This is a genomic window from Cupriavidus sp. 86D6, assembly GCF_057815095.1.
Genome location: NZ_JBYPSB010000006.1, coordinates 189,063 through 210,948, shown reverse-complemented (window position 1 = coordinate 210,948; position 21,886 = coordinate 189,063). Strand labels below are relative to the sequence as shown.

The 21,886-nt window shown below is 67.1% G+C and carries 18 protein-coding genes; 9 read left to right on the top strand and 9 right to left on the bottom strand.

Annotated features, from left to right (window positions below):
- Position 1 precedes the first annotated feature (1 nt).
- A complete protein-coding gene (locus AC3G88_RS16535; protein ID WP_153946257.1) occupies positions 2 to 1,480 on the top strand; it encodes an efflux transporter outer membrane subunit in 1,479 nt (492 codons plus the stop codon).
- Between the two features lie 78 nt (positions 1,481 to 1,558).
- Here AC3G88_RS16535 and AC3G88_RS16530 read toward each other — a convergent pair whose 3' ends face one another.
- From AC3G88_RS16530 to AC3G88_RS16500, 7 genes are all read right to left on the bottom strand, one after another.
- The gene (locus AC3G88_RS16530; protein WP_488893568.1) at positions 1,559 to 2,410 is read right to left on the bottom strand and encodes an OmpW/AlkL family protein; all 852 of its coding nucleotides are present in this window, start codon (positions 2,408 to 2,410) and stop codon (positions 1,559 to 1,561) included.
- Positions 2,411 to 2,432: 22 nt separating this feature from the next.
- A complete protein-coding gene (locus tag AC3G88_RS16525) occupies positions 2,433 to 3,656 on the bottom strand; it encodes a DUF2957 domain-containing protein (RefSeq protein ID WP_400393423.1) in 1,224 nt (407 codons plus the stop codon).
- 120 nt (positions 3,657 to 3,776) lie between these two features.
- The gene (locus tag AC3G88_RS16520; protein ID WP_488893567.1) at positions 3,777 to 5,165 is read right to left on the bottom strand and encodes a DUF2957 domain-containing protein; all 1,389 of its coding nucleotides are present in this window, start codon (positions 5,163 to 5,165) and stop codon (positions 3,777 to 3,779) included.
- 227 nt (positions 5,166 to 5,392) lie between these two features.
- Complete coding sequence (locus AC3G88_RS16515) at positions 5,393 to 6,289, bottom strand: DUF1571 domain-containing protein (RefSeq protein WP_488893566.1); 897 nt, start codon at positions 6,287 to 6,289, stop codon at positions 5,393 to 5,395.
- Between the two features lie 220 nt (positions 6,290 to 6,509).
- Positions 6,510 to 7,451 (bottom strand): TetR/AcrR family transcriptional regulator, encoded by a 942-nt coding sequence (locus AC3G88_RS16510; protein ID WP_400395025.1) that lies wholly within the window; start codon positions 7,449 to 7,451, stop codon positions 6,510 to 6,512.
- Between the two features lie 216 nt (positions 7,452 to 7,667).
- Positions 7,668 to 9,263, bottom strand: coding sequence for a GMC family oxidoreductase (locus AC3G88_RS16505; RefSeq protein WP_488893565.1), 1,596 nt, complete (start codon positions 9,261 to 9,263; stop codon positions 7,668 to 7,670).
- A 19-nt stretch (positions 9,264 to 9,282) separates the two neighbouring features.
- The gene (locus tag AC3G88_RS16500) at positions 9,283 to 9,894 is read right to left on the bottom strand and encodes a hypothetical protein (protein ID WP_488893564.1); all 612 of its coding nucleotides are present in this window, start codon (positions 9,892 to 9,894) and stop codon (positions 9,283 to 9,285) included.
- Between the two features lie 318 nt (positions 9,895 to 10,212).
- On the opposite strand from AC3G88_RS16500, the gene AC3G88_RS16495 reads away from it, so the two are divergent.
- The 4 genes from AC3G88_RS16495 to AC3G88_RS16480 all read left to right on the top strand — a co-directional run bounded on the left by AC3G88_RS16495 (position 10,213) and on the right by AC3G88_RS16480 (position 14,617).
- On the top strand, positions 10,213 to 11,787 hold the full coding sequence (locus AC3G88_RS16495; RefSeq protein ID WP_488893563.1) for a flavin-containing monooxygenase: 1,575 nt from the start codon (positions 10,213 to 10,215) through the stop codon (positions 11,785 to 11,787).
- Between the two features lie 69 nt (positions 11,788 to 11,856).
- Positions 11,857 to 12,750, top strand: a complete 894-nt coding sequence (locus AC3G88_RS16490) for an SDR family NAD(P)-dependent oxidoreductase (protein WP_488893562.1) — start codon at positions 11,857 to 11,859, stop codon at positions 12,748 to 12,750.
- On the top strand, positions 12,747 to 13,748 hold the full coding sequence (locus AC3G88_RS16485) for an alpha/beta fold hydrolase (protein ID WP_488893561.1): 1,002 nt from the start codon (positions 12,747 to 12,749) through the stop codon (positions 13,746 to 13,748). Before AC3G88_RS16490 ends, AC3G88_RS16485 begins: the two co-directional genes overlap by 4 nt.
- Positions 13,745 to 14,617, top strand: coding sequence for a metal-dependent hydrolase (locus tag AC3G88_RS16480; protein ID WP_488771635.1), 873 nt, complete (start codon positions 13,745 to 13,747; stop codon positions 14,615 to 14,617). The genes AC3G88_RS16485 and AC3G88_RS16480 overlap by 4 nt, the downstream gene beginning before the upstream one ends.
- 147 nt (positions 14,618 to 14,764) lie before the next feature.
- Here the strand turns inward: AC3G88_RS16480 and AC3G88_RS16475 are convergent, their stop codons facing one another.
- Positions 14,765 to 15,604, bottom strand: a complete 840-nt coding sequence (locus AC3G88_RS16475; protein WP_488893560.1) for a MerR family transcriptional regulator — start codon at positions 15,602 to 15,604, stop codon at positions 14,765 to 14,767.
- Positions 15,605 to 15,694: 90 nt separating this feature from the next.
- Here AC3G88_RS16475 and AC3G88_RS16470 point away from each other — a divergent pair, with 90 nt between their 5' ends.
- From AC3G88_RS16470 to AC3G88_RS16455, 4 genes are all read left to right on the top strand, one after another.
- Positions 15,695 to 16,630, top strand: coding sequence for a LysR family transcriptional regulator (locus tag AC3G88_RS16470; RefSeq protein WP_488771632.1), 936 nt, complete (start codon positions 15,695 to 15,697; stop codon positions 16,628 to 16,630).
- Between the two features lie 137 nt (positions 16,631 to 16,767).
- Entirely contained in the window at positions 16,768 to 17,748 is a 981-nt protein-coding gene (locus AC3G88_RS16465; RefSeq protein ID WP_488893559.1) for a Bug family tripartite tricarboxylate transporter substrate binding protein, read from the top strand.
- 87 nt (positions 17,749 to 17,835) lie between these two features.
- Positions 17,836 to 18,810 carry a M14 family metallopeptidase gene (locus AC3G88_RS16460; RefSeq protein WP_488893558.1) on the top strand — a complete coding sequence of 325 codons (975 nt, stop codon included), beginning with the start codon at positions 17,836 to 17,838 and terminating at the stop codon, positions 18,808 to 18,810.
- Positions 18,811 to 19,106: 296 nt separating this feature from the next.
- On the top strand, positions 19,107 to 21,119 hold the full coding sequence (locus AC3G88_RS16455) for a methyl-accepting chemotaxis protein (RefSeq protein WP_488893557.1): 2,013 nt from the start codon (positions 19,107 to 19,109) through the stop codon (positions 21,117 to 21,119).
- Between the two features lie 31 nt (positions 21,120 to 21,150).
- Here the strand turns inward: AC3G88_RS16455 and AC3G88_RS16450 are convergent, their stop codons facing one another.
- A complete protein-coding gene (locus AC3G88_RS16450; RefSeq protein ID WP_092600499.1) occupies positions 21,151 to 21,732 on the bottom strand; it encodes an Sbal_3080 family lipoprotein in 582 nt (193 codons plus the stop codon).
- Positions 21,733 to 21,886: the final 154 nt, after the last annotated feature.

Genomic DNA, 21,886 nt, shown 5'->3' with positions numbered 1-21,886 from the left:
AATGACCAAGACTTTGACCACATTGCTGCTGGTGGCCGGGGTGATGAGCGGCTGCACACTGGCGCCGCACTATGACCGCCCCGCCGCCCCCGTGGCTGGCAGCTATCCGGCTGCGCCGGAGGGTTATGCCACGGCCGAGGTGAAGAGCGGCGAAACCCGCCAGGCCACCGATATCGGCTGGCGCGAGTTCTTCACCGATCCGCGCCTGCAGACGCTGATTGCCACGGCGCTGGAAAACAACCGCGACCTGCGCACGGCCGCGCTGCGGATCGAGGAAGCGCGCGCGCAGTACCAGATCCAGCGCGCCGACCTGCTGCCGACCATCAACGGCAACGCGAGCTTCCAGCGCGGGCGGTTCTCGGGCACGACCTCGGGCGTGTCCCAGTCGTTCACCGGCAACATCTACCAGGTGGGCCTGTCGGTGACGCAGTGGGAGCTGGACTTCTTCGGCCGTGTGCGCAGCCTGTCGAATGCCGCGCTGGCGCAGTACTTCTCCACCGAGGAAGCGCATCGGGCCGCCTATATTTCGCTGGTGTCGGAAGTGGCCAAGTCCTATCTGGCCGAACGCGCCGCCGCCGAGCAGTACGACCTGGCGCGCGAGACGCTGGAGGCGCGCCAGAGCACGTACGAACTGTCGAAGAAGCGTTTCGATGCCGGTGCCACCTCGGCGCTGGACCTGCGCGACAACGAATCGCTGGTGGCCCAGGCGCGCGTCTCTGCCGCGCAGCTGGCGCGCCAGCGTGCGCAGGCCCAGAACGCGCTCGAAGTGCTGGTGGGCAAGCCGATCGCCGAGATCCCGAACCTGCCGGCGCCGATGCGCCTGTCCGACGAGCGCATCATCAGCGACATTCCCGAGGGCCTGCCCTCGGAACTGCTGACGCAGCGTCCCGACATCCGCCAGGCCGAACAGGCGCTGCTGTCCGCCAACGCGAACATCGGGGCGGCACGCGCGGCGTTCTTCCCGCGGATCACGATGACGGCCAGCGCCGGGAACATCAGCACGTCGTTCACCAGCCTGTTCGACAACGGTGCCGGCGTGTGGTCGTTCTCGCCGCAACTGGTGCTGCCGATCTTCGACTACGGCCGTAACCTGTCGAACCTGGATCTGGCCAACGTGCGCAAGAACATCCAGGTTGCCAACTACGAGAAGACGATCCAGACCGCGTTTGCCGAAGTGGCCGATGCACTGGTGGCGCGCGGCACGCTCGAAGAGCAGGTGGCCGGCCAGGAGGCGCAACGCAATGCGGAAGCCGCGCGCTACGAGCTGTCGCGCCTGCGTTTCCGCAGCGGCGTGGCAAGCTACCTGGACGAACTCGATGCGCAGCGCCAGCTGTTCTCGGCCGAGCAGGCACTGGTGCAGGCACGCCAGCTGCGCCTGACCAATGCCATCGACCTGTATCGCGCACTGGGCGGCGGGCTGAAGGAAACCGGCGCGGTGGCCCAGGCGGCGCCGCAGCCGGCGACGCAGACCACGCAGTAACGCATCGGTCCGGAAGCAGAAGTGAAAAGGGCGAGGCCGCGATGGCCTCGCCCTTTTTCTTGCGCGCGTGACAGCCGCTCAGAACTTGTACGTCGCCGCCAGGAAGAAGACCAGCGGATTGGGCCGCAGCGTGGTTTTCGATGTTGACAGCACGGTGCCGTCCGACGCCTTGATCGTCATCGTCGATTCCGATTTCAGCGGAATGTACGTCACCGCGCCGGTCACGCCCCAGTGCTCGTTGACGTTGTACGTGCCGCCGACGTTGAAAACCGGCGCCCAGGACGACGAGGCATCGGCGCTGACCGAAGTCTGCCCCGGGATGCCGGCCCCCGCCGCCAGGATGGCGCCAAGGTTGTTGTTGACCGACTGGGCGAAGGCCGGATTCACCTTGATATCGGTGAAGAAGTTATACGACACGCCGAGGCCGACGAACGGCCGGAACGTCACCCCGGGCGAACGGAAGTGATACTGCACCATGGCGGCGGGGCTCCATTGCCGCGCCTGCGTGATGATCGGATTCAGCGACGGGTCGCCCAGGCTCTGGTGGCCCAGTGCGCCGGCCGGCCCCGGCGGAATCAGCTCGCCATGGCCGTAGATCTTGAAGGTCGGCGGAATGCCGCCCACGGCGGTAATGGCGATGTGGTCGGTCAAGAAGTGGCTGAACGTGAGACCCAGCGTGTCGGCGTTCGACGACGACAGGCCGCTGCCCGGGGCCGAGAACGTCGAGGGCAGTCCCAGCGGATAGTTGATCGGCACATCCACCACGTTGGTGGTCAGCGGCCCGCTGGTGCCAAAGGTCTGGATATGGAACCAGCCGGCCGACACCACGTTGTCGCCTGCCTTCTGGGCGTGGGCGGGCGCGGCAAGGCACGCGGCAACGGTGGCGCCCAGGGCAAGAAGGTGCTTCACGGCAAGTCGCTTGTTCTGCATGGTCATGTCTCCCCGGTTCCTGTTATTCGACGAACGCGCCGATCGTGAAGTACGGGCTGCCGTTGCGGTTTTCCAGGAATCCGAACACGCCGCCGGTGAACATCAGCTTGCCGGTGATGCCGGGTGTGCCCTCCTTGCGCGTGGTGGTGATCACGCCTGCCGTGGTCTGCGAGAAGTCGAGCTTCAGCGCCACGGCGCGCGTGGCGTCCGACGCGTGGAACGGGTCGAGCATGGCGGCATCCGCGCCCACCAGCGCCGTGGTCTTGTAGTCGAAGTTGCTGTCCACGCCGACGTACTCGCCATTGACGGTGCCCTGCGTGGCGGCCACGGCAGGCGCCATCATGCCGATGCCGATCTCGTCGTCGGCGCCCAGCGGCAGCTTGTCGGCGCTGGCATAGCCCACGCGGATCATCACCGGCACCAGTTGTCCGCGCAGCTTGCCGACAATCAGGTACGCGCGGCCCATCACATTGCCCAGCGTCGGCGGCTGTTCGCCTTCATAGTTGGTCGACACCAGTGCGCCATCCGATTGCGCCACGAACTTGTTGCCCTTCTGCTTGCAGGTGCCGCCCGCCTTGTTGTCGCAGACCGTGAAAGAGCCATCGGCAGCCAGCGACATCCTGTAGTCCTGCGCCACCTGGGCGAAGTTCTTCGACGGGATCTCGTGGAAGCCCGATCCGTTGTAGAGCCCGGCGATCTTGCCCAGGTCGGTCTCGGTCTGCGCAAAGCCGATGAACTGGAAGTACGGGAACGTGGTGTCGGGCACCGCGCCCGCACCGAGCAGGCCGTTGAACTGGATGCGGGCGCCCGGGATGGTGCCGCCCATCACGCCCTCGCCCAGGAACAGCTTGGCCGGGCGGGCCGGGTCCAGGCTCGCACCCTGCAGCACGAAGGCGCACTGGTTCAGCTTCTGCGTCGGCAGGCCGGTTTCCTGCGCCAGCGTGCCGGTCATCACGTTCTTGCCGCCGGTGGGGTCCGAACGCGTCGGCGACACGGTGCCCGTGGTGCGCGGCACCGACGAATCAAGGAACGTCACGGCCCAGGTCTTCTGGGTGGTGTCGATCTGCACCTTGACCAGCTCGCCGGAGCCGGTGCCGCCGATATACGGCGTCGAGTAATCGACCGATGCGGGGCACAGGCGCGGCGTCACCGCGGCGGGCGTGCTGCTGCCGCCGCCATCGCCGCCGCCGCCGCCGCAGGCGGCCAGCAAGGCGGTGGTGACAAGCGCCAGCGCCAGGCGCGGCATCCGTGTCCGCTGCGAGGGGGCGCCGGCGGTGCGCGGCGAATGCGATTGCGGCAGCTGCATGATGAAGTCTCCTTGGTGCTTTCTTATGTGTGAGGCAGGGTTCTGGATACGCGGCGCGCGCTAGCGATTGGCCACCGCGCTGACGCGGAAGGTCGGATCGGAGGCGTCGCCGAACAGGTGCGCGTACACGGGGCCGGTGGTGATCAGCGCACCGGCCTTGCCGCTGTTGTCGACGGTGCTCACCACGCCGGGCCGCGTGGCCTGCGTGAGATCCATCTGGAAGCCGCCGATCGGCGTGAGCGACGGGTCTTGCGGATCGAGCCAGGCACCGACGTTGTCGTGCAGCGACGACGCCACGTACTTGAAGTCGCTGCCCGCGCCGATGTAGCCGCCCTTGAGGGCGGCGGCGCTCGTCGCCGTGGTTGGCGACAGCAGCGCGATGCCCGATTCATCATCGACGCTGAGGATGATGTTGGAAATGTCGGAGAAGTCGACGCGCGCGTAGCCCACGCGAACCAGAAGCGGCACCAGCTTGCCTTCGAGCTTTCCCACGATCAGCACGCCTTTGGCCAGCGTCTGGTTGCCGGCCGCGAACGTCTGGGTGAAGAAGAACGGATACGGTTTCTGGCCGGTGGAGTCGAAGCTTTCGAAAGCGCCGTCGGTGCCTGCACGCAGCTTCCATGCCTTGCCGGTGGTCACGCAGTTGCCCGAAGCCACCGTGCAGGTGCCGTCGGCGTTGAGGGTTTCCACCTTGTTGGCGACCGCGGGCACGAAGTGGTTCGTCGACAGCGGATTGCCCCCTGACGGAATCAGGTGGTAGCCCAGCACGTTGTAGCTACCGGCCACCTTGCTGAAATCGGTCTCGGTCTCGGCAAAGGCCAGCACCGGGTACATCGCGAAGGTCGTGGCGGGGATGGCGCCAAAGCCGGGAACGGCGTCGGTGCCGCCGAGGCCGTTGTACTTGATCGTGGCACCCGGAATGCCGCCGCCGGCCACGCCATTGCCGACGAACAGGATGGGGGGATGGGCCGGATCGATGAGCGCCTGCGAGGTGCCGTCCGATGCCGTCGCGGTCTTCAGTTCGTATGCGCAGTTGTTCTGGGCTGCAGTGGGCAACGGCCGGGTGGGATGCGACATCGTCCCGGTGATGGTCACGCCGGCGCGCGTCGGGTAGATATCGGCCGTGGTCTTCGGCACCGGCGATTCCAGGAACTGGATGCGATACGTGCCCTTGGTGCTGTCGAGCTGGATCTTCACGAATTCGCCCGCGCCCGATCCCCCGGTGTACGTGGTGCGATAGTCCAGCACGCTCGGGCAGATGGCGGCCACGGGCTGGTTGACCGTGGGACCCGACGGGCTGCACGTTCCATTGGTGGCGCATTGCTGCGCGGTGGCTTGCGGCGTGCTGCCGCCGGGATCTCCGTCGCCGCCGCCGCAGGCGGACAGCGCGATCGTCAGGCTTACCCCAGCCAGGCAAAAGGCGGTGCGTCGAAAGTTCGACTGTTTCATGGTGGTCTCCTCGTTCTTATGACGGGCGCACCGGCACTGGCCGAGGTGTCGCACGGTGGTCGGAATCTCGCGTTTCAAGCGCCTGCGCGCAATAGAGCGCATGTTCCAAACATTGCCGCTGTGCCGTCTGCCGTTGTCCGCCAAGCGCCTCGCGCCCTTGTTCAAACCGTGCGCGCGGCCCGATGCGCGCAGATTCAAACGGGGGGTGGCGCCTGGTGCCGGCGGTATCAGAACTTGTATTCGCTGTTGGCGGGGTCGAACGCCGAGGCATCGAAGGTCTTCTTCACGGCCTTTTCGAAGACGATCTTCTCGACCATGTTGCCGTCGGTGTCCCAGGCCGTTTCCATGCGCGGCCACGGATGCTTGAGGTCGAACATCAGCTGCACCTTCTTGGCGTAATACCTGGGCGCGCCTTCGGGCAGGTCCCAGGTCAGCGCCACCATGCGTGTGCCCTGCTCCTGCACGATCTCGGTGCGGGTGTACTTCTCGGACAGGCCCGCGGCGCGCAGCGTCTTGGCGTCGCGCTCCAGCATCGACAGCAAGAACTGGAAGCCCAGGTCGCGCACGGTATGGTTCGATTGCGATTTCGCCAGCGTGCCGTCGATGGCCGTCCAGATCGACGTGAAGCCCATGATGCCGCCCAGGTGGCCGTACATCTCTTCCTTGCGCCGGGTCTCGTCGTAGATGATTTCCTGTCCGGCCTGCACGCCGTTGGGCAGCCACTTCGCATAGAGCTGGCGCGGCATATGGCGGTAGCGGATCATCATGCGCGCGGGCTTGTCCTGCCACTGGCCGTTGAGCCGCTCCTGGCGGGTCATCCAGTATTCGTACTCGGGATAGCGGTTGATTTCCTGCCGCGCCCACGTCAGCAGCGCCTCGGGCTGCAGGGCGTCGAACACGGCCAGCACCTGCGCATCGGTCATTGCCGCCAGTTCACCGCTGGCAATCTGCTTGCCGAGCAGCGCGGTCTGTTGCGATGTGGGCAGGCCGTCGTACGGCGTGGGCGTACGGGCTGATTGCGCGGCCGGTGCGCCCTGCGCGTGGGCTTCGAACAGGCTGCCCGGTGGCGTGGCCACGAATCCGAGGATGCCGCCGAACGCGGCGATCACGAACATCTGCTTCATTGCGAGTCTCCAGTGTGTTTTGCTTTCTTCAGGCAAGACGGGGCCCCTCCGGCCGTGCGGAACACGGCAGGCTGGATGCGCACCAGAACCGCGGCGCGCAGCGGGTCACGCCTCGCGGTGGGCGTGGCAGATCGACAGGTCGGTGGTGAAGGCGACGGTTACCGTCGCGGCTCGCCGCAGCGCGCGCCGCAGTCCCGGTGGAGACCGCGGCGGCGTGCCGCTATGTCCTGGGGCGGGTACGCATCCAGTCGTCGAGCGGATTGCTGGGGAAGGTGGCGCAATGCTCGCGGCGCACCGTCATGCTGGCGGTGGGCGGGCGCGTTGCGGTTTCGCTGCGCGCGGCCCGTGCGCTGCGTCGTGCGCGGCCCATGGCGGCAGCCGTCGCGGCAGCAAGCTCCTGGGCCTCGTTTTCGGCCGTGGCGGCCATCGCCGCAATGCTGGCCTGCTCGTCGGCCTGCTGGGCCTCGCCGATCTCGAATACTTCCTGCAGGGCGCCAAGCTCCTGCACCGCCGGCGATGGCGCCTTGAGGGCGGCCACCACCATCGATGTCAGTTGCGCCAGCACCTGCGCATCGCTCATCCGTTTGCCTTGTGTGAACGCAGGCATCAGGTTGCCGAGCTCGTCGCCGGCCAGCACACCGGCCAGCGCCTTGAGGGCGAAGTGCAGCCGCCAGCCAAGCTCCTGCCGTGGCACGTCGGGCAGCGCGCGCGCAAACGCTTCGAAGAAGCGTCCGAACACGGGGGCGTAGTGCCCCATCAGCCAGGACTGGATGAACGGTGAGGTATCGGAATACACGCGCCCGAGCAGGCGCAGGAATGACGGGCCGCCAATGTCGGGCTCGCGCGCCATCTGCAGCGCGGGCACGAACAGGGCGCCCATCACATGTTCGCAGCGGATGGCGTTGCCGGGCCAGCGTGCCTCGCAGGCATCCAGCAATGCAAGCCGCCGCGTGTTGAGCGGATCCAGCCGGCGGCTCAACACCGACTGCATCATGATTTCCTTGCTACGGAAGTGATAGTTGACGGCGGCCAGATTGACGATCGCTCGGGACGTTACCTGCCTGAGCGAAGTCGCTTCATAGCCAACCTCAATGAACAACTTCTCGGTCGCATCAAGGATGCGAGCCTTGGTATCTCCTGCCGTGGTTTTCCCGGTCTTCATGGGGGCGTCTCTCGCTGAAAAACCGCTGTGGACCCCTGCAAAAAAAAAACTACAAATCCACAACCGTCCGCTCCTTGCTCTGTTGGCATACGGATGCTTCAAACGGTTGTAGGGAGCCTATCCAGCGCCCCGAGCGTTTCACAAGACCATTTTTCGAAGACATGCTCTAAATTGCAAGTCCCTGCCACGCACCGCGTTTGCCTGGCAGTCCTCCGGTCACGCCATGATGGTCTTGCGCAACACAGAGGCATTCTGCGCCGTCAATGCGAAGACTGACAACTGCGGGTTGGCCCCGATGCTGGTCGGAAATACGGAGCCGTCGAATACGTACAGATTCTGCAGATGATGGTGGCGGCCGGCGCTGTTCACCACACCGCGGGCAGGGTCTTCGCTCATCGCGCAGCCGCCCATCAGGTGGGCGCTGAACAGCAGCACGCGGAATTTCTTCAGCGGCAGCTGGCCGATGGCAGCGCGCGCCTGCGCCCACGTCGTGTAGTCGCTGCCATCGAGGTGGGCCGGCCGTACGCGAACGGCGCCGGCCGCGAACTGGGCCTCGGCCATGCTGAGGTACGCACGGCGGACGCCATCCCATAGGTAGTCGCTCACTTCGTAATCCAGGATGGGGCTGCCGTCATCGGCAATTCTGACGCGGCCGCCCGGGCTGTCCGGTACGAACCCGTCGCGCAGCAGGGCCAGCATGGCGTTGGTATGCGGTAACGCGGCCATTTCGCGCTGCAGCGCCTGCCCCATGCCATTGAACACACCCGCGCTGATGCCCGGAAACATCGGCGGCACTTCCAGCTTGTACCCCATCGGCCCCGTTGCGCCGTCACGCCACTGGAAATGGTCGGAAGCCACCGATTGCGGCGCGCCATAATATGGATCGATTTTCTCCGGCATTTCGGCGATGCTTAAATTCACAGGGTGAATAAAGGTTCGCTGCCCGAGGCGGTCATGCGGATCGGGAACGCGCGAGCGCAGCAGCAGCGCCGGCGTATTGATGGCCCCGCCGGCGGCGATCACGTACCGGGCCCGTACGCTGACACGGACGCCGGTCGGCGTGTAGCCGTCCTGCCCCAGGGCGTCGCCAGTCAGCCCGCTTGCGACCTTGCCGTCGTGGTCGATGGTCCGTACGCGCAGCCGGTGCACCAGTGTGGCGCCGCGCGCCAGCGCGTTCGGCAGGGTCGACACCAGCATCGACTGCTTGGCGTTGACCGGGCAGCCGAGCCCGCAATAGCCGGAATTCCAGCAGCCCTTCACGTTGCGCGGAATCACGTGCCATTCCCAGCCCAGCTTTTCGCAGCCACGCCGCAGCACTGCGTTGTTCGGGTTCGGATCCATCGCCCACGGCGCCATGCCCAGGCGTTCCTCGATCTGCGCGAACCAGGGCGCCATGTCGGCCTGGCTGTGGCCTGCAACCGCGTGCTCGGCGGCCCAGTGCGCCAGCGTCTGCGGCGGCGTGCGGAAGCTGGACGACCAGTTCACCGTGGTGCTGCCGCCCACGGCACGGCCCTGCAGGATCGAGATCGCGCCATCTGACGTGGCGCGGGCGGCGGCCTCCTGGTACAGGTCGCGATAGGCGCGCGCTTCGTCCATGTCCCGGAAGCTGTCCGAAGTATGCAGGCCCCCTTCCTCGAGCAGCAGCACGGTCAGCCCGGCGTCGCTGAGCGCCTCGGCGGCGATGCCGCCGCCCGCGCCAGTGCCGACGATGGCGACGTCGGCGTCAAACGTACGGGGCGCGGTGAACGTGGCGGCGTCGAGCACCTTCCAGCCGGACGCGATGCCGGCACTGTAGATATCGTTGATCGGCATGTGGAAATCCGCTGGAAACTCAGCTGTGAAGGGCGCGATAGATCGCGGGATTGGGGCCGGGGTAGCCGCTGGCCGTCCAGGTATCGGGCAGCACGAAATAGGCGACGCTGGCCAGCTTCACCAGCACCACGCCGCCGGCATTCAGCGTGGCGAAGCGGCTGCCGCGCCAGCGCGCCAGAAAGGCTGTCGCCTGTTCGGGCGTGGCCTGGTCCCAGGGCGTCCGCACGCCGGCCAGTGCCCACCGGAGCGGCGTGCTCGCCAGCAGGTCCAGCAGCTTGCGCAGCTCGCGCTGGCCGTTCTGGCCCATGGCGGCGATCGTGCCGTCGATGTTCTTCATGGCTGCATCGACGCGCCGGCCACGCGTGGCGGCGTCGAGCGTCTGCAGGTCGATCGCCACGGCCGGCAGCAGTGCGCGAAACAGCGTGACATCGGCGGGCCGCAGGAAGGCCATGCCGGGCGCCGGCGGCGTGTTGGCCGGCGAGCAGCCAGTCAGCGCCGGCAATAGCGTCGAGCACGCGATGGCCGCCGAAAAGCCTGCCCCCACCTTCAGGAACAGGCGGCGGGATGCGTCATGCGGTTCGTTTCGATCAGGTGACTCGGACGGCGCGGCCGCGCGGGCAGGTGTGGGCATCGTGTCTCCGTGATGGGTTTCTTGTGGTGGCGGCGTTGCGATTCTGCCGAAGCGCCCGAAAATATTTCGCTCTGGTGCACGGGTTTCAAACGCACGAATGAGCGGTGCGTCCGAGGCGGGTCTTGCGGCACTAACGTCGTTTAATGTGATGCGAAAGACGCTGGAAAACCGCTAAAAATAGAACGATTCTTCAAACCACCGCATTGACCGGCCCATTTTCGGTACCTACGATGACATCGTTCAATGTCACGATCAACAGTGTCGACGACGTCCCGCCAACCGGCCATGACCCGTCGCACCGCACCGGAAAGCCGCCCCATGAATGCACCTCTGGACCTGCAGGCTCATCTTCCGACCGAAGCGGAGCAGGCCTGCGACATCGCCATCATCGGCAGCGGGTTTGCCGGGCTCGGCATGGGTATCCGTCTCAAGCAGTCGGGCGTGGATGACTTCCTGATTTTCGAGAAGGCCGACGCAGTGGGTGGCACGTGGCGCGACAACCATTACCCCGGGTGCGCCTGCGACGTGCAATCGCATCTCTATTCGTTCTCGTTTGCACCGAACCCCGACTGGTCGCGCATGTTCTCGACGCAGCCCGAGATTCGCCGCTACCTGGAACATTGCACCGACCGCTTCTCGCTGCGCCCGCATCTGCGGCTGGGCCACGAACTGGCGCACGCCGAATGGGACGCGCCCGCCGCGCTCTGGCGCCTGCGGATGCGCGATGGCCGCCGTGTGCGCGCCCGGGTGCTGATCGCCGGCATGGGTGGGCTGAGCCGGCCATCGATTCCGGATATCCCCGGGCTGGATCGCTTCGCCGGCACCGTGTTCCATTCGCAGCAGTGGCGCCATGACTATCCGCTGGCCGGCAAGCGCGTGGCCGTGATCGGCACCGGCGCCAGTGCCATCCAGTTCGTGCCGCAGATCGCGCCGCAGGTGGCGAAGCTCGACCTGTACCAGCGCACGCCGCCGTGGATCATGCCCAAGCCCGACCGTCAGGTGACGGCCGCCGAGCGATGGCTGTTTCGCCATCTGCCCTTCACGCAGTCGCTGTTGCGCACCAGCCTGTACTGGATGCTGGAATCGCGCGTGCTCGGCTTCGTGGTGCACCCAAAGTTGATGAAGGCCGTGGAACGCGTGGCGCGCCGCCATCTGAAGAAGCAGGTGCGAGACCCCGCGCTGCGGCAGACGCTGACCCCGAACTACACCATCGGCTGCAAGCGCGTGCTGATCTCCAACGACTATTACCCGGCACTGACGCGCAGCAATGTCGATGTGGTGGCGACGGGCATCGACCATGTGGCGCCCGACGCCGTGGTGCTGCGCGACGGCACGCGCCGGCCCGCTGACGCGATCATCCTTGGCACCGGCTTCCATGCCACCGATCCGCTGCCGCGCGGCGTGATTGTCGGCCGGGACCGACGCGACCTGCTGGATGCCTGGCGCGATGGCGCCGAGGCGTACCTGGGCACCACGGTGGCCGGCTTTCCGAACCTGTTCATGATCGTCGGCCCCAACACCGGCCTGGGTCATAGCTCGATGGTCTTCATGATCGAGTCGCAGGTGAACTACGTACTCGATGCGCTGCGCCAGATGCGCCAGGAGCGCGTGCAGGCCGTGGACGTGCGCCCGGCCGTGCAGGCCGCGTTCAACCGTGGCATCCAGCAGAAGCTCGGTCACGCGATCTGGGCCGCCGGCGGCTGCGCAAGCTGGTACATCGACCCCCGCAGCAAGAAGAACACCACCCTGTGGCCGGGCTTCACGTTCCAGTTCCGCCGTGCCACGCAATCGTTCCGCATGAGCGACTACGAACGCTGGCCCGTGCGCCACGCCAGCGTAGAACCGCTGGCGGACACCGATCCGACCGAACAGGCTGCGCCGATCCGCGCCTGACAAGGGCGCCCCGCGCACCCGCAGGACACTACGCATCCGAACCCGACACAAGAACTCAGGAGGCAAGGCATGAAGGATTTCCGCAACAGGGTGGCCGCGATCACCGGCGCCGGCTCCGGCATGGGCCGTTGCCTGGCGGTGCAGCTCGCGCAGGCAGGCTGCCACGTGGCGCTGTCCGACTGCAACGAAGCCGGGCTGGCGCAGACACTGGCCGACGTGCAACGTGCCGCGCCCGGTGTGCGCGCCACGGTCGCGCCGGTCGACGTGGCCGATCGTGCGGCCGTCTACGCCTGGGCCGACGCGGTGGTGCGCGACCACGGCCGCGTGAACCTGATCTTCAACAACGCCGGCGTGGCGCTGTCGAGCACGGTCGAAGGCATGAGCTACGACGACCTCGAATGGATCATCGGCATCAACTTCTGGGGCGTGGTGTACGGCACCAAGGCGTTCCTGCCGCACCTGAAGGCCAGCGGCGAAGGCCACGTGGTCAATACGTCCAGCGTGTTCGGGCTGTTCGCACAGCCCGGCATGGGCGCCTACAACGCCAGCAAGTACGCGGTACGCGGCTTCACCGAGGCGCTGCGCCAGGAACTGGACCTGATGGATTGCGGCGTGTCGGCCACCTCGGTTCATCCGGGCGGCATCAAGACCAATATCGCGCGGGCCAGCCGGGTATCGCCGAGTGTCAACGGCCTGCTGGTGCGTGACGCGCAGCAGGGCCGCGAGGAATTCGAGAAGTTCTTCATCACCACGGCCGACAAGGCCGCGCGCGTGATCCTGGACGGCGTGCGTGCCAACCGGCGTCGCGTGCTGATCGGCCCCGACGCGGTGGCCGCCGACGCGATGGCGCGTCTGCTGCCGGCCGCATACCAGTCGCTGGTGGTGCGCGAGACGCGGCGCAAGCGCAAGCAGCTCGTGCCGGATGCCGCCACGGCACCTGCGCGCGGCGGAGAGCGCGCATGACCCGCGCCACGCTGTCCCGCGAGGCCGCGCTGCAGTCGCCACCGGGCACGTTCACGCGCTGGTTCGGCCAGGGCCGCGTGGGCCTGGTCAGTCTGTCGCGCGATACGCTGGCGCGCCGCTACGCACTGCCCGCTTCACGCTGGATCCAGGTGATGGGCGCGCTCGTGCACTACACCGAGGAAGGCGTGCCGGAGGGCGATCCGCTGGTGCTGATCCATGGCTTCGGCGCGTCGTTGCACACGTGGGAAGGGCTGATGCCCGCGCTGCGCCAGCAATACCGCGTGATTCGCCTGGACCTGGCGCCATTCGGCCTGACCGGGCCGCTGCGCGACGCACATGGCCGTATCGCCACGATGGATATCGACGTCTACCGCCGCTTCATCGACGGCTTCCTGGCCGCGCTGAACCTGTCGCGCGCCACCTTCATCGGCAACTCGCTGGGCGGCCTGATCGCCTGGGATCTGGCCGCGCGCCGGCCCGCCATGGTGAACCGGCTGGTGCTGATCGACGCCGCCGGCTTTCCGATGAAGCTGCCGATCTACATCGACCTGTTCCGTCACGCCGCGGTGCGCTGGTCGGCGCCGTGGCTGCTGCCCGAATGGATCATCCGCGCGGCCACGCGCGATGTGTATGGCGATGCCGCGCGCGTGCCCGAGGCCACGTTCCGCCGCTACGTCGATTTCTTTTACGCAGCAGGCAGCCGCGAAGCGGTGGGCCGCATGGTGCCGAAGCTCGATTTCGATCAGCTCGACACCGAGCGCCTGCGCGGCGTGCGTCAACCCACGCTGGTGCTGTGGGGCGACCGCGACCGCTGGATTCCGCCCGCGCATGCCGCGGAGTTCGCGGCACGTATCCCCGACGTGACGCTGCACCGCTACGCGGGTCTTGGCCATGTGCCGATGGAAGAAGACCCGCAGCGCGTGGCGGCCGACCTGCTGCGCTTCCTGGACGGCGCCCGCGCGGCGCCAGCCACCCAACAACCGGAGCCCACACCATGATGCCAGTCCGACGCGACGTGCATCCCCACCTCCCGCCGGAACGCATCTGCGACTGGCACGAGCGCGGGCAGCACGTGACCCACTTCATCAACGCGCTGTCGATCTTCTTCCCGGCCGGCGAACGCTTCTTCATGGACAGCGTGCGCCACTACCGCGACCGCGTGACCGACCCCGAACTCAAGCAGGCCGTTGCCGGCTTCATCGGGCAGGAAGCGATGCACACGCGCGAGCACATCCTCTACAACCGGCTGCTCGACGATGCCGGCCTGCCCGCGTCGAAGCTCGATCGCGCGGTGGCGAAGCTGCTGAACCTGCTGCGCAGGGTGCTGCCCAAGTCGTGGCAGCTGGCGCACACCATCGCGCTGGAGCACTACACGGCGATGCTGGCCGGCGGCATGCTGTCCGACCCCCGCCACATGGGCGAATCGGAACCGGGCTACCGGCAGGTGTGGACGTGGCATGCGCTGGAGGAAACCGAGCACAAGGCCGTGGCCTACGACGTCTGGAATACGGTGATGAAGCCGGGGCCCTATCGCTACCTGCTGCGCACGTTCACGATGCTGACGACCACCGTCACGTTCTGGGCGATGGTGTTCGTGTTCCACGTGCGGCTGGTGATGGCCGACAAGACGTGCCGCAACAAGCTGCTGGGCTTCGGCCGCGTGGTGAACTTCCTGTGGGGCTCGCCCGGCGTGCTGCGCAAGATGATTCCGGAGTGGTTCGACTACTTCCGCCCGGGCTTTCATCCGTGGGACGAGGACAACCGCGCCGAACTGCATCGGATCGTGCCGTTGATCGCAGAAATTGAAGATACGGCGATTCGCGCAGGGGCCAGTACGCGCGCGCCGTCGATCCGGAGTGCCGCGTGAGGCGGTAGTGCTTCAGGCGCATGCCCTCTCCCCCAGCCCCTCTCCCGCTGGCGGGAGAGGGGAGACAACCACAGGTACCCGAATTGCAGCGGGTTTGCTCCCCTCTCCCGCAAGGCGGGAGAGGGGTCGGGGGAGAGGGCCGGCGCATCAATCGCCTGCCACGCGATCCTTGTCGTGCAGGTGTTCCAGAATCGCCGCCACCCGGTCCCCGAGATACTTGTTCGCCGAAATCTCCAGCGATCGCATCATCTCGGTCTCCAGCGCCACCAGCGCCAGCGGGCGGATGCGCCAGAGCACATCGACGATGCGCGGCACTTCCGATGGCGGCGGCAGCTGGCCTTCGCCGAACTTGTCGAGTTCGCGCACCACCATGCCGACGATACGGTCCGACACGGCCTGGAAATGGCCGCGTGCGTGGTCGATGATGTCCAGCACGTCTTCGAGCGGAAAGCCGGCGCGGGCCATTTCCGCACCGGCCGCCAGCGCGCGCGGGCTGCGGGCCAGGTAGCCGATCCCGTCGGGCTCCAGCAACCCCAGCGAAATGGCCTTGGCCAGCGCCGGGCGCGAGATTGCGCGGCCGAACAGCCGGGCCAGCGCCAGATATGAATAGTGGCGCGGCGCCTCGCTGTTCCATGGGCTGCTGATGGCCGTTTCCAGGCCCAGGATCGAGCGCAGGTCGTGGCCTTCGACGATGGCCTTGAGCAGCTCCATGATGTTGGCCAGCGTGTAGCCGCGTGCCAGCAGATGATGGATCAGCCGCAGCCGGCCCAGGTGGGTCTGGGTGTAGATGCCGACCCGGCCGCGCCGCTCGGGCGGGTCGATCAGACCACGGTCCTGGTACGAACGGATGTTGCGCACCGTGGTGCCGGCCGCGCGTGCCAGTTCGTCTATCGTGTATTCGGGAAAGGCGGCGCGGTCCAATGGCGTCGCATCGGACGGGCCGGCAGCGGAGGAGGATGGGCTGGCGCCGCGTTTGGGTGGAGGCATGGCGAAAATTCTAACCGAGCGGCTGGCGGCATGACCGGCGGCGGGTCGTGACAGCGACGTTACAATGCGCCCACAACATCCCCGGTCCCCATGCATATCCGTTGGCTCGAAGATTTCGTCTGTCTGGCCCAGGCTGGCAGCCTTGCGCGTGCTGCGGAGCTGCGCAACGTCACGCCGCCGGCGTTCGGGCGCCGCATGCAGGCGCTGGAAGTGTGGGCCGGCGCGCCCCTGATCGACCGCAGCGTGTTTCCGGTGCGGCTCACGCACGAGGGGCGGCAGTTTCTTGAGGCCGCCCAGTCCGCGCTGCGCACCCTTGACGACACGCGCGTGGCGCTGCGGGCTGCGCACCGGGCCGATGCCAGCACCATCACCATCGCTACGGGCAAGACGCTGGCGCGGTCGATGGTGCCGGCGTGGCTGGCGGGCCTGCGCGACGCATTGCGCGATGATCCGGTCGGCGCGGGCTTCCGCACGCGGCTATCCACGCACGCCACGCACGACGCGCTGGAGATGTTCACCGAAGGCGACGCCGACTTCCTGCTCTGCTACAGCCCCCACGACCTGCCGATCATGCTCGATGACGCGCGCTACCGCTTCCACGCCGTGGGTGTGGAGCGGCTGGTCTGCGTGTCGGCCGCCACGGCGCGCGGCGCGCCCGCGTTCCGGCTGCAGAAGCCCAAGCCGGGGGCGCGTCCGGTGCCGGTGCAGATGATTGCCTATGCCGAGACGTTGACCATGGGCCGCATGGTCAACCAGGAGATCGCACGGCGCAAGCTGGCAAGCTGGCTCGATGTGATTGCCGTGAGCGACTTCGCGGAGTCGGTCCACGAGATGGTGCGCCAGCGGATGGGCCTGGCCTGGCTGCCGGCGCGGTTGATTGCCGATGACCTGCATGCCGGCCGCCTGGTGCGGGCCGACCTGCACGGTGGCGACAGCGCCGACCTGGCGCTGGACATCCGCCTGTACCGGCCGCGCGCGGCGATGCGTCCGCTGGCCGAAGCGTTCTGGCAGGCCGCCTCGAAGTAGTGCGTGTGCGCCGGCGCGCACCATTTTCGTCCTTGCCGAAATGGCAATCCCGATTGCCAAAGCCGCATGCCGCGGCAGTGCGCGCTCTCTACCATCGCCGGAAAACATTCATAGACCATCGACCTGCCGGAGAAATCATGAACCCGATGCTGCGCGCGCTTGCCGCCGTTTCCCTTGCCAGTAGTGCCCTCGTCCCGGCCAGCGCCGGGGCGGCCGGCGGCTATCCGACCAAGCCGATCACGCTGGTGGTGGGCTACACCGCCGGCGGCAGCGTCGACCTGGTGGCGCGTACCGTCGCGCCCGAACTGGGCAAGCGCCTGGGCCAGAGCGTGGTGATCGAGAACCTGGGCGGCGCCGGCGGCACCATCGGCGCGCAGAAGGTGGTCAAGGCCGAAGCCGATGGCTACACGCTGCTGATGGGTTCGGGCAGCGAGGTGTCGATTGCCCGCCTGACCAATCCGGCGGTGCGCTACGACGGCGAGAAAGACCTGGCGCCGATCACCTTCGTCGGCACCCAGCCGATGGTGCTGGTCGGCAAGCTGCAGCTGCCGGCCAAGGACGCCAATGAACTGATTGCACTGGCCAAGGCCAAGCCGGGCGCGCTGTCGTACGCGTCGTCGGGCGTGGGCACGCCGCTGAACCTGGCCGGCGAACTGATCAAGCAGCAAGGCAAGGTCAACATTACCCATGTGCCGTACAAGGGCGCCTCGGCCATGGCCACCGACCTGCTCGGCGGCCAGATCGACCTGGCGGTAATGGTGCTGTCGTCGGCCCTGCCCCATATCCAGGCCGGCCGCGTGCGCGCCTATGGCGTGACCGAGTCCAAGCGCGCCAGCGTGGCGCCCAACGTGCCGGCCCTGGCGGAGACCCCCGCGCTCAAGGGCGTGGACATGGGAGTATGGTTCGGATTGATGGCACCTAGCGCCACGCCTAAGCCTGTTATCGATCGGCTGAATACTGAAATGCAGGCCGTGCTGGCGCTGCCGGACGTGCGCAAGAAGCTGGCCGAGGCCGGTGTGGAAGTGCAGCCGTCCAATCCGGCCCAGTTCGGCAGCTTCGTGAAGCGCGAGACGGCCAAGTACAAGACGATCGTCCAAGCCGCCGACATCCGGGAATAAGTGCGAAGAATGATGACGTGGCGTAATAGCCAAGTCTGATAGGTGAGAACGATAGTTGCCCGCCCGCGGGCAGCCAAGGAAGTCCAGATGACACAGAGTGCCCCCGCCTTCGACGCCTATCCGGTCGAAGTCGAGTTTCCCGATATCCGGCCCTATGCCCAAGGCAACACCGGCATCGCCTACGTGCATACGTTCGACAGCGGCCAGCCTGGTCCGCATGTGATGGTCAATGCCCTCACGCACGGCAACGAGGTCTGCGGCGCGATTACCGTTGCAGGCCTGCTCGACCACGGCCTGCGGCCTCGGCGCGGCCGGCTGACGCTGTCCTTTGCCAATGTCGACGCGTATGCCACCTTCGACGCGGCCCGGCCCGACGCCTCGCGCTTTGTCGACCAGGATTTCAACCGCGTGTGGACGGCTGCCGTGCTGGACGATCTGTCGCGCGATTCGTCCGAACTGCGCCGGGCGCGCGCCATGCGTCCGGTGATCGACACGGTGGACCTGCTGCTCGATCTGCATTCGATGCACGAGAAAAGCCGGCCGCTGATCGTATCGGGCCCGCTGGACAAGGGCATCGCGCTGTCGCGCGCCGTGGGGGCGCCGGCCGACATCATCGTCGACGAAGGTCACCCCGAAGGCCGCCGCATGCGCGACTACGCCGATTTTGGCGATGCCGCCAGCCCGCGCAATGCGCTGCTGATCGAATGCGGCCAGCACTGGGAGACCGCTGCCGTGGACGTGGCGCGCGACAGCACCGCGCGCTTCCTGCTCAATGCCGGCATCATCGACGAAGCCGACCTGCCGGCCGGCTGGCTGCGGCCGCTGCCAGCCCAGCAGCGTGTGGTCCGCGTGACAGAGCCCGTGGTGGCCAGCAGCATGGACTTCCGGTTTGCGGGCCCCTACACCGGGCTCGAAACCTTTGCCGACGCCGGTACCGTGATCGGCTGGCGCGATGGCCAGCCTGTGACAACGCCGTACGCCAACTGCGTACTGGTCATGCCGTCGCTGCGCCAGCTGCGTCCCGGCGTCACGGTCGTCCGCCTGGGACAGCTCGAAAGCTGAGCCACGGCGCGCGACAGGAAAAATCCGAAAAAACCACGCCCACGATAAAAGCACTGAAACGGGTTGCATAGCGGTGTTTCAGCGGTCAGCGCCGGCAAGCGGTCCCCACAAGAGGCCGCGCCCGGTGCCCGTTTTTCCTGTCATGCCGTGATATATGTGGCGACGGCTAGATTAAGCATTTCTTTAATTCAAGGGTGTTGTCTCGTCATCCGATAACTGCGATGTGACGATCTGCCGTCAGAGCGGACGTCGCCCGTGCGTCATAACGGCGCATGGCGTTATTCACGGAGCGCCCCTTGTCTTCTACCTCATCCCTTACCCTGCCCCGGCAGGCTGCGGCGGACCGCGTGCGCGCGGTTGCCGGCAGTTGGAGCATCGGCACGCGCATTGCGCTGGTTGTGCTGGCTGTTCAGATCATTGCCTTCTGTGCGTTCTCGCTGGCGCTGTCGTTGAGCAGCATGAACCAGCTCGAATCGCAGGCCCGCGACGCCATCGGCGCCGAAAGCCAGACCCTGCGCGAACTGGTGGCCCAGCTCGATGACACCATGCTGCAGGAGGCCGACCGCTTCCTGCTGAACTTTGCGTCGGTGCTGCCCGGCCCGTACGCGGTGGACCCGTCCCAGACCATCGAAGTGTCGGGCAAGGCCACGCCGGCCTTCCGTAGCGGCGACCTGCTGCTGAACAACAGCTTCGAGGTGCCGGATCGCTTTTTCGCCAATACCGGCGGCGTCGTGGCCACCGTGTTCGCCCGCACTGGCGACGACTACGTTCGCGTGACGACGTCGCTCAAGAAGCAGGACGGACAGCGCGCGGTGGGCACGCTCCTGGACCGCACCAGCCCGGCCTATGCCGCGGTGGCGTCGGGCAAGTCGTACCGATCGCTGGCCTGGCTGTTCGGCAAGCCCTATATGAGCAAGTACGAGCCCGTGCGCGACGCCGCAGGCAAGATCGTTGGCGCGCTGTACGTGGGCGTGAACGTCGAGGCCGAACTGGCCGCGCTGAAGAACCGCATCCGCCGCAAGACGATTGGCGCCGACGGCCAGTTCATCGTCATCGATGCCAAGGCCGGCGCCGACCAGGGCAAGATCCTGGTGGACCGCTCGGGCTCCGAAGGTACGGTGCAGATCGACGCCAGGGACGCCGACGGCAAGCCGTGGATTCGCGACATGATCGCCGGCAGGGACGGTGCCGTGGTCGGCACGGTGGCCATCGGCAACAGCGCGCCCGCCGAACGGCTGACCGCCTTCGTGACCTACCCCGAATGGCAATGGCTGATCGCGGGCACGGTGCCGATGGCTTCGCTGCGCGATGGACTCGTGGCCAGCCGCAACCGCTTTCTGGCGTTTGGCCTGCTGGTGGCGCTGGCCGTGTCGGCCGCGTTCTGGTGGCTGCTGCGCCGGATGGTCAGCCATCCGCTGGGCGAGGCCGCCGACGCGGCGGGCCGGCTGGCGTCTGGCGACCTGACCGCGCGCCTGGATACGCGCCGCAACGACGAGATCGGCCAGCTGATGCGTGCTATCGACGGCGTGGGCCAGGGCCTGACCGGCATCGTCGACAAGGTGCGCAGCAGCATTGGCGCCATCGCCGGCAGCACCAGCCAGATTGCCAGCGGCAATGCCGATCTGTCCGCGCGGACGGCGTCGCAGGCCGGCAGCCTGGAACGCACGGTGGCCAGCATCGAGCAGCTGTCCGCCACGGTGAAGCAGAACGCCGACAACGCGCACGACGCCAACGCGGCCGTGGCCAGCGCCGCCGATGCAGCGCGCGCGGGCGGCAGCACGGTGGGCCGCGTGGTGGACACCATGGCTGACATTCATCGCAACGCGCAGCAGGTGGTGGACATCATCGGCATGATCGACGGCATCGCGTTCCAGACCAACATCCTGGCGCTCAACGCCGCCGTGGAAGCCGCGCGTGCGGGCGAGCACGGGCGTGGCTTTGCCGTGGTGGCTGGCGAGGTGCGCGGCCTGGCGCAGCGCAGTGCCAGTGCGGCGGGCGAGATCAAGCAGCTGATCGAACGGACCGTGGCGGACCTGAAGAGCGGTAACGAGGCCGTGCAGCAGGCCGGAACGGCCATCGACGACGTGGTGCGCCGCGTCGAAGGCATTGCGGCACTGATGGGCGATATCAGCGTGGCATCGCGCGAGCAGTCACAGGGGCTGGCCCAGGTCAGCGGTGCCGTGGCCGAGATGGACGGGGTCACGCAGCAGAACGCGGCCCTGGTCGAAGAGGCGGCCGCTGCGGCCGAAAGCCTGCACCACCAGGCGCAGGAATTGCGCCAGGCGGTGGAGGTATTCCGGCTGGCCTGACCAGCCGGCGCTTCCCGGTAGCCCCTCGGCGTCAGGCCGCGGGGGCTGCTGCCGGTGCCGGGGCGGGCGACGCTTGGGCCGGCGCCGGCTGGGGCTTCAGGCCCGGGAACAGCCGGTCGACCAGTTCCTCGATCTTGGCATCGGGCTGGATCAGATGGCTCAGGTTGATGCCGCCCGCGCTGCGGTTGGCATTGAAGACGGCCTTGCCCACACGCTCGCCGTTGCGGAACACGGTGATATCGGCCGATACCAGGAACGGCGTGATGTAGGTCTGGCGCTGGGCCGTGTAGACGGCCGTCATCGGGCACGACGCCACCGACGAATACGGCGGCAGCATCTTCACCTCGAAGTTGCGCGCCCGCAGCGAGTTGGCAAAATCTTCCACATACGCGTTGCCATTGACCTGGTGGGTGATCACGCAGAACAGCGCGCCATCGGCGCCCACCACGCGATTGCCGTCCACGCGAAACTGCGCCGGACCGCCATAGGCGCCGTTCTGGTAGCCGGCGATCGGGTCGACCTGGTCTGCGCGGTCGACCGGCGTCACGCTCTGGTAGGTGGAACAGCCCGTGGCCAGCAGGGCCAGCGTGGCGGCTATCGTTGCTCTCTTCATCTTGGATCCTGGATGCGCGTCGGCGAGGGTGCCGGCCGTCCGGGTCCGCTTCAGACTTCGAGCGAGGCGGTTCAGGGACGCATTGCCGGCAGCATGCCTGCGTAATGTAGGCGTGCCGGCGGGCAGTCAATGCGGGGAACAGCGGGCGACAGAT